We start from the raw sequence: 11338 nt of genomic DNA on the forward strand, positions 1-11338 counted from the left end.
AGCGCCGAGGAACGGAATCGGCGCGGCAGCACATCGGTAGAAGCCGACCACCACACCACCCGGCACGGAACGGTTCACCTGAACCGCTGGGAGGCCGCCGACACGCCCGAACCCGGCCCGCCCGACCCGGCGGGCGGGCCCGGTCGCGGGTCGGTAGAAGCCGACCATCCCCGAAACGGTTCACCTGAACCACCGGAAGGTCGACGGACTCGGAAACCAGCCCGAAACGGTTCACCTGAACCGCCAGCAGGTCGCCGAGCTCGAACCCCGCCCAGTGCCGTGGTCAGGAGTCGGTGCGCCGGATGGTCGGGGTCACGTCCGCAGCGTGTGGGGCCCGCCGGACAGCGTGCCGGACGTGCTCCGCGCGCCCGGGCCGTGCCCGCGGGCTACGGCAGCGGGTGCGGGCTCCGTCCCACCCACGCTCCTCGCCCTGCCCGGCGCGGGCCCGCCCGGTCATCTCCCGGGCAGGGCCGGGGTCGCGGTGAGCGCGTCGGTCAGCAGCGTCACGAGCGCCTCGTGCTGCAGGTCGGCCGAGGACCCGACCTCCTCGTCGGAACCGTCGAGGGCCTGGGCGGCGAGCCCGGCCTTGCTGTCGATCAGCTCGGCGATGCGGGCGTCGATCGTCTGCGCGGCGATGATGCGCCAGGCGGTGACCGGCTGGTCCTGGCCGATCCGGTGGCTGCGGTCGATGGCCTGGGTCTGCTCCGCCGCGGTCCAGGACAGCTCCGCGAGCACGATGTTGGAGGCCACCTGCAGGTTGAGGCCCACCCCGGCGGCGGTGAGCGAGCAGACCGCCACGGCGACGCCCGGGTCCTCGACGAAGGCGTCGATGTTGCGCTGGCGCACCGCGGAGGTCTGGTCGCCGCGGATGGAGGAGAACCGGACGCCCTGCGCGGCGAAGGTCTCCTCGGCGGTGTCCATCACGTCGACGTGCTTGGCGAAGAACACCACCTTGCCCGCGCTGCGCGCGAGCTGGGCGGCGTAGTCGGCGGCGAGGGCCGCCTTGGCCTGGCCGATGCGCCGCATCATGGTGAAGACGTTGTCGCCGGACTTGGCCTCGGCCGCGTCCTTCTGCTCCCACCGGGCCACCTGGCGCACGAGGTCGTGGTCGATGCCGTCGACGACGGACCCGGACCGTCGGGCGGCGAGCGCGTCGGAGTAGCGGGCGACCAGCCGGGCCGCGAGGTCGCGCTCGGCCGCCCGGATCGACCGGCCGGCCGCCCCGTCCAGCTCGACGGGCAGGTCGGCGATGCGCCGCGCGGGGATGTCGGCGGCCACGTCGACCTTGCGGCGCCGGACGATGCCGCGGTCGACGACGCACGCGCGGGCGGCGGCGTAGAAGCCGGGGTCGGCCGGGGTGAGGCCGGTGGCGTCGAGAGCGTCCATCAGGTCGGCGAGCGGCTTCTTCGCGTCGATCCAGCCGAGGAACTGCCAGATGGCGAGGAAGTCCTCGATGTCGTTGATCAGCGGGGTACCGGTCAGCGCCATCAGCAGCGGGCGCGCGGTGAACGACCGGATGCGCTGCGAGAGCTCCAGGACGTGCTGCGAGCGCTGGGAGGTCTTGTTCTTGATGAAGTGGGCCTCGTCGACGACCATCCCGCGGAAGCCGAAGTCGCCCAGCCATCCCACGTGCCGGTCGAGCACCTCGTAGTTGACGACGACGATGTCGGCGAAACCGTCGATGGACTCGCCGTTGCCGTGGATGGCGGTGGCCGTGCGGTGCGGGGTCCACAGGCCGGCCTCGCGCACCCAGTTCGTCTTGACCACGTTGGGGACGACGACGAGCAGCGGGTAGGCACCCGCGGCCTCCGCGGCGAGCAGCGCCTGCGCGGTCTTGCCCAGCCCCGGCTCGTCGGCGAGCAGGAAGGTGCGGTGGCCGTCCGCGGCCGCGGCGACCAGCCGGGCCTGGTGGGGCATGAGCTCGCGGCCACCCGGCGCGAGGGGGGAGGACGGCGCGGGCAGCTCCATGCACGTCGAGACCCGGGGGCCGGTCACCCGCTCGAACGACCGCAGCAGCGGGCCCAGCAGCTCCCAGCCGGCCAGCGGCGTCGGCCGGGGCGCGCTCGGGCGGGCGGCCGAGAAGTCCGGGGCGAGGAACGGGTTGGCCAGCTGCCGCGAGACGACCGACTGCGGCACCACCTGGGGCTTGGCGGGGGCGGTCGGGGCCTCGTCCGGCGCGGGTTCCTCGGTGACCGGCGCGGCGGGCGGCTCGACACCCGCGGAGCGCAGCACCTCGCGGCTGAGCGACCTGGCCTCGTCGGAGACCACGGCGTCCTCGGCGAGCAACGCCAGCAACGCCGGATCGCGGACGGCGGTCATCGCCAGGGTCTTCGCGATGCCGTCGAGGCGCTTGAGCTGCTCGGTGCGGTGCGTGTCGCTGCCCTGCTGATCCGTCCGGACCCGGGCCCGTTCCTCGCGCAGCAGCAGGGCCACCGCCTGGAACTTCGTGCGCGTCGCGGACGTCACCCGCCCGTTGCGCAGGGCGGACTCGACCTCCCGGACGGCGCGCGCGAGCACCGACATGACATCTGCGCTGCCCGCACCGTCGCGGTGGCGGCCGCCTCGCCGGTCCCGCGGGGCACCGCGGCGAGCCCTGGTCGGGGGCTGGCCTCGTCGAGCCACGTACTCCTCCTCCGGAATGCCCGGCAGGGCCGCCGTGGGCGGCCGCGCCGCACATTGGTGCTGCGGTCGGGTGGTGGGCGTCGCGGGGAGGAGCCGGACGGCTCCTCCGGGATGCGACCCGGCCATGGTCTGCGGGAGATCACCGACTCGGACGCGACGGCCCGCACACGGGAAGGTGGCTGCCGGTCGGGACATCCACCGCACCGACCGGCCGTGCCGGACGATCAGCGGCGGGCCGGGTCGGATCTCCCGGTCAGCATACCGCCTGGCGGCCGGTGCTCCGCGCCGCACCGCGGACCCCGACCGGGTTACGGTGGCGGCATGGCCGAGATCCTGCGCACCGAACGGCTGATCGTGCGCGAGTGGGAGCCGGGCGACGCCCCGGCGGCGCTCGAGGTGTACGGGCGGGCCGAGGTGGCGCGCTGGTTGACCCCGGCGATGGAACGCGTGACCGACGAGGACGCCATGGGCAGGCAGTTGCGGTCCTGGATCGAGGAGACCCGGGAGGGCGAGAGCGGGCTGGGACACTGGGCGGTGCTCACCGCCGAGGGGGCGCTGGTGGGCGGTGTCGGCCTGCACCTGCTGCCGGTCGAGGAGCAGGACGTCGAGATCGGCTGGCAGCTGGCCCCGGCCCACTGGGGCCGCGGCTATGCCGTGGAGGCGGGTGCCGCGGTGATCGGTCGGGCGTTCGGGCTCGACGTCGACGAGGTGTTCGCACTGGTGCGCCCGGGCAACGCGCGCGGCGCGCGCACCGCCCGCAGCGTCGGCATGAGCTGGGTCGGCGAGACCGACAAGTACTACGGCCTCCGGCTGGAGGTCTTCCGGGTGCGGTCCTCGGACCCCCGTCCCTGACCGTCGCCGAGGACCTCCTCGGCGGGAGTGTGCGGCAGGCCGTGGGCGGCCGCGACCGGTTCGCTGACCAGTGCCCCGGCGAGGGTGCTCAGGCCCGCGGCCAGCGCCGGGTGCGTCCGGGCCACCCCGGCCACGCCCTCGCGGGCGACGTCGACCAGGTAGGGCAGCGTGGCCGAGGTGAGGGCGAGTGTCGAGGTGCGGGCCACGGCGCCGGGGATGTTGGCCACGCAGTAGTGGACGACGCCCTCCTCGACGTAGACGGGGTCGGAGTGCGTGGTGGCCCGGCTGGTCTCGAAGCACCCGCCCTGGTCGATGGCGATGTCGACGGCGACGCTGCCCGGCCGCATGCTCGCGATCATCGCGCGGCTGACCAGCTTCGGGGCCCTGGTCCCCGGCACGAGCACCGCGCCGATGACCACGTCGGAGTCGGCGATGTAGGCGCTGAGCCGGGCCCGGTTCGGGGTGACGAGGTCGAGCCGGCCCCCGAAGATGTCGGACAGGTAGGCCAGCCGCATCGGGTTGGTGTCGAAGACGCGCACGATGGCCCGCATGCCGACCGCGATCTTCGCCGCCTCGGTGCCCGCCACGCCGCCGCCGATGATGGTGACCTTCGCGGCGGGCGTGCCGGGGACACCGCCGAGCAGCACGCCGGCACCACCCGCGGGGCTCTCCAGGTGGTGGGCCGCGGCCTGCACCGCCAGCCGGCCCGCCACCTCGCTCATCGGGGTGAGCAGCGGCAGCTTCCCGTCCGCGGTCTGCACCGTCTCGTAGGCGATCGCGTCGATCCGCCGCTCGACGAGGAACTCGGTCAGCCCGCGGTCCGCGGCGAGGTGCAGGTAGGTGAACAGCTGCTGGCCCTCGCGGAAGCGGTGGTACTCGGCCGGGACCGGTTCCTTGACCTTGACGACGAGGTCGGTCCGCGCGAACAGCTCGTCGGCGGTGTCGACGATCGTGGCGCCCGCGGTGCGGTAGTCGTCGTCGGCGAAGCGCGATCCGTCCCCGGCCCCGGACTGGATCAGCACCTGATGGCCGTCGTGGACCAGCTCGACGACACCGTCGGGCTGCATCGCCACGCGGTTCTCGCTGTCCTTGATCTCCGTGGGTACGCCGATCACGAGTGCGCTCATGGCTCGTTGCCTTCCGTCGTCGAGGGGGACGTCGCCGTAGCCTCCCGCACCGGCGCCCGGGCCACCGGATCCCGTACCCGGCCGGGGTACTCGCGTCGCGGCGGCCCACGGCGGACACTGGGGCGGTGCGCGGGTCCGGTCGGGTGGCGGAGGGGCTGGTGCGGCCCATGCTCGCGACGGCGGGGGAGGTGCCGACGGCGTCCGGGTGGGCGTTCGAGATCAAGTTCGACGGGGTGCGGGCCGTCGGCTACGCGCGGGACGGCGGGGTGCGCCTGTTCAGCCGCAACGACCGCGACATCACCTCGTCCTACCCCGAGATCGCCTCCTCCGGGATCGCGGCGGCCGGTCTCGGCGACGGCGCGGTCGTCGACGGGGAGCTCGTCGCGCTCGACGCGCGGGGCCGTCCGGACTTCGGCCTGCTGCAGCACCGGATGCACGTCGCCGCACCGGCCGCCGAGCTGCTCGCCGAGGTGCCGGTGCGGTACGTGGTGTTCGACCTGCTGCGCCACGAGGGCCGTCCCACGACCGGGCTGCCCTACACCGAGCGGCGCGCGCTGCTGGCCGGCCTGGATCTCGGCGGTGCGCCGGGGGTGGCGGTGGCGCCGAACTTCGTGGACGTCGACGGTGCGGTGGTGCTGGGTGCCGCGCGCGAGCAGGGGCTGGAGGGGGTGGTCGCGAAGCGCGCCGACTCGACGTACCAGCCGGGGCGCCGCTCGCGCAGCTGGATCAAGACCGCGATCCGGCACACCCACGAGGTCGTCGTGGCCGGCTGGTCGGCGGGCGCCGGGAACCGGCACGGCTCGATCGGCGCGCTGTTGCTCGCCGCGCACGACGAGGACGGCAGGCTGGTGTACGTCGGGGACGTCGGGACCGGGTTCACCGACGCCGCCCGGGAGCGGTTGCTGCAGCAGCTGCGCGGCCTGGAGCGGCCGGGGTCGCCGTTCGAGGGCGAGGTCGCCCGGGCCCGCGGATGGCCCGGACGGGGCGCGGGTCGCGGGGAGGTGCGGTGGGTGGACCCGGTGCTCGTCGGCGAGATCGAGTACCGCTCCTTCAGTGGCGACGGGGCGTTCCGGCACCCGTCCTGGCGTGGCCTGCGCCCCGACCGCGACCCCGGCGAGGTGCGGCTGCCCGAACCCGGGTGAGGGCGACCGGCCCGGCGTCACCGCTCCCCGGCGCTCCGGGCGGCCAGCCGTTCCCGCTGCGGCACCACCGTGTAGGCGGGGTCGCGCGCGGAGACCATCCCCGCGTCGAAGACCCCGAACCGGGTGGCGGCCGACCCGGCGTTGAGCAGTGCCCCGGCCATGATCGACAGGGCCCGGCCGCGGCGCCCCGCCACGAGCCCGCCGCCCACCGCGGCGGCCGCGCCCGCGGCGGTGACCGCCCGCGCGGCGCGCAGCAGCCGCCCGGGTCTGCCCGTGGTGTACGCGGTGCGGGCGAAGCCGATCCGGCGCTCCAGCACCGCGGTGGCCGCCAGCTCCAGCGCCGCCCCGGCGACCGCCACCCGGCGGGCGGGCTCCACGTCGCCGCGGGCCACGAGCCCGATGCCGCCACCCGCGGCCATGGCGCTGCCGGCGAACACGAAGGGCAGCTCGCGATGGCCGTCGTGCCAGGCGGGCACGGCGGTGTCGGCGAGCAGCACGGCGGTGTAGGTGGTCATCGCGGGCCCCACGACGCCGGCGCCGAACCCGGCGGCCCGGCCGAGCCCGGGGGCGACACCGGTCAGCTCGGACGCCGCGGCGAGCCCGGACAGAGTGCCGAACGGCGAGAGGATCCAGGAGCCCACCGACAGCGGGGACGTGGGCTTGACCACCCGGAGCATGTTGAGGAACCGCTGGGGGCGGCCCAGGTCGTGGATCAGGGCGCCGACGCTGACCAGCGCACCGGCGAGCGAGGCGTACCGCCCGGTGCGGCGCAGGCCGGGACGCCCGGTGACGTCGGCCAGCGCGGCGACGGCGGCCGATACGCCCGCGGCGCCGCCCAGGTAGAGGTAGAGCGGGACGTCGGGGACCTTCCAGGTCGGCGGCTTGATGATCGGCCGGCCGTAGTAGGAGGTGAACTCGGCCTCGGGCACCATCAGGGCCTCGCCGCGCCCCTTGCGCCGGCGGCCCTTGCGGTGCCCGTTCGCGGCCGGGTCGCCATCGGGCCGCAGCCGCGGTGCGTGCCCGGACTCCTGCGGCCGGGTCATCGCCGCGCCCCCAGGAACGACGCGGCGACCGTGCCGGCCACGGCGAGGGCGGCGGCCGCGGCGTGGCGCCACATCGACGGCAGGTCGCGGGTGGTGACCACGGGGTCCGGGGGCAGCCCGTACACCTCGGGCTCGTCGAGCAGCAGGAAGAACGCGCCGTCGCCGCCGACACCGTCGTCCGGGTCGTGGCCGTAGAGCCGCGCCTCGGGGACCCCGTTGTCCTGCAGCGTCGCGACCCGTTCCGCGGCCCGCTCGCGCAGCTCGTCGAGCGGGCCGAACTGGATCGACTCGGTCGGGCAGGCGGTGGCGCACGCGGGCTGCAGTCCGGCGCCGAGGCGGTCCTGGCACATCGTGCACTTGAACGCGCCGCCGCCGCCCTGGGCCGGGTCCCCCTTGCGCTGGTCGATCACGCCGTAGGGGCAGGCCGGGACGCAGTACCCGCAGCCGTTGCAGATGTCGTCCTGCACCAGCACCGTGCCGTGCTCGGTGCGGATCAGTGCCCCGGTCGGGCAGACGTCCAGGCACGCCGCGTGCGTGCAGTGCTTGCACACGTCCGACGACATGAGCCAGCGCACCTCGGTGGCGTCGCGGCCCTGCGGCAGCTCCGCCGCCGGCATCCCCAGGTCCACGGGGTCCGGGCGCCGGGCGGGCACCTCCTGCTCGATGAACGCGACGTGCCGGTAGGTGCTGGCGCCGAGGCCGCCGGTGTTGTCGTAGCTCATGCCGGTCAGCGCGAGCACGTCCACATCGGCGGGGTCGGCGCCGTCGGCGGGCAGCGAGTTCCACTCCTTGCACGCCACCTCGCACGCCTTGCAGCCGATGCACACGCTGGTGTCGGTGAAGAACCCGACGCGCGGCGGGTGTCCCTCGGCGTAGCCGGCGTCGGCGGTCGGGTCCGCGAGCGGCCCGTACAGCGAGTTCGCCATCAGTCCTCCAGGCCGGCGCGCCGGCGGTAGTCGGCGAGGTAGTCCACGAGCGCGGGGCCGCGGGGGCGGCGTCCGGGACGGATGTCGCAGGTGGCGGCCTTGGTCTCCATGATGTGCACGTTCGGGTCCAGCGCCACCGACAGCATCTCGTTGGCCGCGTCGCCGGTGGACAGCCCGTTGGACCCCCAGTGCCAGGGCACCCCGATCTGGTGGACGGTGCGGGCATCCTCCGCGGAGCCGATCCGCAGCGGCGTGGCTCGCCGGGTCACCAGCACGCGCCCCTCGACGGCGGACCGGGCGGTGACGACGTGCGCCCACTGCGCGTTGGCCAGGCCCCGCTCGGCGGCCAGCTCCGGGGAGACCTCCAGGAACATCTGCGGCATCAGCTCGTTGAGGCGCGGTGTCCAGCGGCTCATGCCGCCCGCCGTGTGGTGCTCGGTGACGCGGAAGGTGGTGAAGACGAACGGGAACACGTCGCCCTCGGGTGCGTCCGGCACGGCGTGGTAGCGGTTGCCCGGCCGGTCGAACAGCTCGACGGCCGGGTTGGCCCGGTGCCGCTGGTACAGGGCGTTGCGCACCGGCGACTCCTGCGGTTCGTAGTGCGCGGGCATCGGGGCGTCGGCCAGTCCGGCGGGGGCGTGCAGCCACGCCCGCCCGTCGGACTGCATGATGAACGGCTCGTCCCCGCTGATCGCCCGCGCCGCGCGGGCGTCGTCGGGTGCGCGGTAGCCGGGCGCGGTGGTGGCGGGGAAGTCCGGGACGTCGTCGCCGGTCCAGCGCTCGCCGTCCCACCAGACGAGCTTCTTGCGCTCGCTCCACGGGCGGCCCTCCGGGTCGGCGGAGGCCCGGTTGTAGAGCACGTGGCGGTTCATCGGCCACGCCCAGCCCCACTCGTGCGCACCGGGATCCTCGGGTGAGGCGGGGGTGCGCCGGGCCGCCTGGTTGACCTCATCGGCGTACACGCCCGAGTAGATCCAGCACCCGCAGCGGGTGGAGCCGTCGGCGCGCAGCTCGGTGTAGCCGGACACCGCCCGCCCGTCGGAATCGGTCCCGTTGATCTCGCGCAGCACCGCGGCCGCGTCCGGCTCACCGCGGGAGTCGACGGGGTAGTCCCAGGTCAGGTGCTGCAGCGGCCGGTCGCGGGGCTCGGTCGAGTCGGCCAGCCGCTGCTTGATGCGCCGGCCCAGCTCGAAGTAGAACCACAGGTCGCTGCGGCAGTCCCCGGGCGGCTCGACGGCCTTGTGCCGCCACTGCAGCAGCCGCTGGGTGTTGGTGAACGTCCCCTCCTTCTCCGAGTGGTTCGCGGCCGGAAGGAAGAACACCTCGGTGCCGATGTCCTCGGTCCGCTGCTCCCCGGTCTCGATCTCCGGGCCGTCCTTCCAGAACGTCGCCGTCTCGATCATGTTGAGGTCGCGCACCACCAGCCACTCCAGCTTCGCGAGGCCCTGGCGCTGCATCCGCGAGTTCGCCGTGCCCACCGCCGGGTTCTCGCCGATCACGAAGTAGCCGGGCACCTTCCCGTCGGCCTGGTCCATCACGGTGCGGAAGCTGGAGTGGTCGCCGTCGAGCCGGGGCAGGTCGTCGAAGCAGAAGTCGTTCTCGGCGGTGGCGGCGTCGCCGAACCAGGACTTGAGCAGGCTCACCAGGTAGGCGTCCATGTCGCCCCAGAAGCCCTTGTCGCCGGAGTTGGCCTCGATGAAGGTCGCCAGGGTCTGCTCGCGGTGCGCGTTGGGCATCGGGATGTAGCCGGGCAGCAGGTCGAACAACGTGGGGATGTCGGTGGAGCCCTGGATGCTGGCGTGCCCGCGCAGCGCCAGGATCCCGCCGCCCGGCCTGCCGATGTTGCCCAGCAGCGCCTGCAGGATCGACGCCGCCCGGATGTACTGCACGCCGACGGTGTGGTGGGTCCAGCCCACGGCGTAGGCGAACGCGCTGGTGCGCTCGCGGCCCGAGTTGCGGGTCAGGGCGTCGGCGACCTGCCGGAAGGTCTGCGGCGGGATGCCGCACACCTGCTCCACCATCTCGGGGGTGTAGCGCGAGTAGTGGCGCGTGAGCAGCTGGAACACGCACCGCGGATGCTGCAGCGTGTCGTCGCGCTCCGGGGCGCTGGTCGTCGGCGCGCCACCGGACCCGGCGATCTCGCCCCGCTCGCCCTCGGGCATGGTCTGCCGCTCGTCACGCTGCCCGGTCGCCGCCTCGGCCACGCCGCCCTCGTACTGCCAGGACCGCACGTCGTAGCGGCCCGTCTCCGGGTCGAAGCCGGAGAACACGCCGTCGAGGTCCTCGGTGTCGCGGAAGTCCTCGCGCACGATCATCGGCGCGTTCGTGTACGCGCGGACGTAGTCCTCGAACCACGCACCGGTCTCCAGCACGTGGTGGATCAGCCCGCCCAGGAACGCGATGTCCGTGCCGGCCCGGATCGGGACGTGCAGGTCGGCCAGGGCCGAGGTCCGGGTGAACCGCGGGTCGACGTGGATCACCGTCGCGCCCCGCTTCTTGGCCTCCATCACCCACTGGAACCCGACCGGGTGCGCCTCGGCCATGTTGGAGCCCTGGATGACGATGCAGTCGGAGTTGGCCAGGTCCTGCTGGTAGTTGGTGGCGCCGCCGCGCCCGAACGAGGTCCCCAGACCGGGGACGGTGGAGCTGTGTCAAATGCGGGCCTGGTTCTCGATCTGCACCGCGCCCATCGCGGTGTAGAGCTTCTTCATGAGGTAGTTCTCCTCGTTGTCGAGGGTCGCCCCTCCGAGGCTCGCTATCCCCATCGTGCGGTGCAGGTGCCGGCCCAGGTCGTCGACGTCCTGCCAGGTGCGCTCGCGGGTCTCCAGCACCCGGTCGACGATCATGTCGACGGCGGTGTCGAGGTCGAGGTCCTCCCACTCGGTCCCGTGGGGCCTGCGGTAGCGCACGGTCGTCTGCCGGGTCGGCGCGGTCAGCAGCGACAGCGTCGAGGAGCCCTTGGGACACAGCCGCCCCCGGCTGATCGGCGACTCGGGGTCGCCCTCGACGTGGGTGACCTTCCCGTCCTTCGCGAAGATCTGCTGCCCGCAGCCGACCGCGCAGAACGGGCAGATCGACCGGGTGACGGTGTCGGCCTCGGTCGTGCGGGCGGGCCGGTCCGCGGTGCCGCCCGACGACCGTGCTGCGGCGCCGCGGCCCAGGCGGTCCGGGCCGGAGGCCTGGCGGTACGCGGGCCAGCGGGACAGGAACTCCTCGATCCACACCCCTGCCAGATCCCCGCGCCCGACCGGGCCCAAACCTCCGGAAGGCGACTCAGCGCCGGTCCGGTCGCGCCGGACCCGCCGACGGCTCGTCGTCGGCGACCGCGTCGTCGTCCGTGCCGAAGGCCCTGGCCTCGGCCCCGCTGGTGCGTTCGGTCCCGTCGTCCTGGCCGGACACCCGGCCCACGAACTCCTCGTTCTCGCCGGTGCCGGTGGTCGTGGCGGTGTCACCGGCGCCGCCGTCGAGGCCGCCCGTCGCGCGGGTCTGCGCGAGATGGCCGTCGCCTGCGACGTCGTCCTCCGCCGGGGTGGCACGCAGCCCCAGCTTGTCCTTCATCCTGTCGAACAGGGACGCATCGGATCGTGGTGTCACCGCACAGCACTACCCCGGACCGGGCCGGGCCA

8 protein-coding genes are annotated in these 11338 nt (G+C 74.2%); 2 read left to right on the forward strand and 6 right to left on the reverse strand.

What is annotated here, in order from left to right; translation table 11 throughout:
- Positions 1 to 453 precede the first annotated feature (453 nt).
- Positions 454 to 2523: a DEAD/DEAH box helicase gene (locus tag Q1K26_RS18245; protein WP_300014185.1), complete on the reverse strand. Its 2070-nt coding sequence runs from the start codon at positions 2521 to 2523 to the stop codon at positions 454 to 456.
- A 420-nt stretch (positions 2524 to 2943) separates the two neighbouring features.
- On the opposite strand from Q1K26_RS18245, the gene Q1K26_RS18250 reads away from it, so the two are divergent.
- Positions 2944 to 3474 (forward strand): GNAT family N-acetyltransferase, encoded by a 531-nt coding sequence (locus tag Q1K26_RS18250; RefSeq protein WP_300014187.1) that lies wholly within the window; start codon positions 2944 to 2946, stop codon positions 3472 to 3474.
- Here Q1K26_RS18250 and ald read toward each other — a convergent pair.
- Entirely contained in the window at positions 3420 to 4601 is a 1182-nt protein-coding gene (gene ald / locus Q1K26_RS18255; RefSeq protein ID WP_300014190.1) for an alanine dehydrogenase, read from the reverse strand. The genes Q1K26_RS18250 and ald overlap by 55 nt on opposite strands.
- Before the next feature lie 125 nt (positions 4602 to 4726).
- On the opposite strand from ald, the gene ligD reads away from it, so the two are divergent.
- A complete protein-coding gene (gene ligD, locus Q1K26_RS18260; protein WP_363320492.1) occupies positions 4727 to 5743 on the forward strand; it encodes a non-homologous end-joining DNA ligase in 1017 nt (338 codons plus the stop codon).
- A gap of 17 nt (positions 5744 to 5760) precedes the next feature.
- On the opposite strand, the gene nrfD is transcribed toward ligD, so the two are convergent.
- From nrfD to Q1K26_RS18280, 4 genes are all read right to left on the reverse strand, one after another.
- A complete protein-coding gene (nrfD, locus tag Q1K26_RS18265; RefSeq protein WP_300014458.1) occupies positions 5761 to 6675 on the reverse strand; it encodes an NrfD/PsrC family molybdoenzyme membrane anchor subunit in 915 nt (304 codons plus the stop codon).
- A 107-nt stretch (positions 6676 to 6782) separates the two neighbouring features.
- Positions 6783 to 7712, reverse strand: a complete 930-nt coding sequence (locus Q1K26_RS18270; RefSeq protein ID WP_300014193.1) for a 4Fe-4S dicluster domain-containing protein — start codon at positions 7710 to 7712, stop codon at positions 6783 to 6785.
- Complete coding sequence (fdh, locus tag Q1K26_RS18275) at positions 7712 to 10936, reverse strand: formate dehydrogenase (protein ID WP_300014196.1); 3225 nt, start codon at positions 10934 to 10936, stop codon at positions 7712 to 7714. Before fdh ends, Q1K26_RS18270 begins: the two co-directional genes overlap by 1 nt.
- Before the next feature lie 49 nt (positions 10937 to 10985).
- Positions 10986 to 11270, reverse strand: a complete 285-nt coding sequence (locus Q1K26_RS18280; protein WP_300014199.1) for a hypothetical protein — start codon at positions 11268 to 11270, stop codon at positions 10986 to 10988.
- Positions 11271 to 11338 lie beyond the last annotated feature (68 nt).

It is taken from the genome of Pseudonocardia sp., assembly GCF_029263155.1.
Taxonomy (GTDB): domain Bacteria; phylum Actinomycetota; class Actinomycetes; order Mycobacteriales; family Pseudonocardiaceae; genus Pseudonocardia.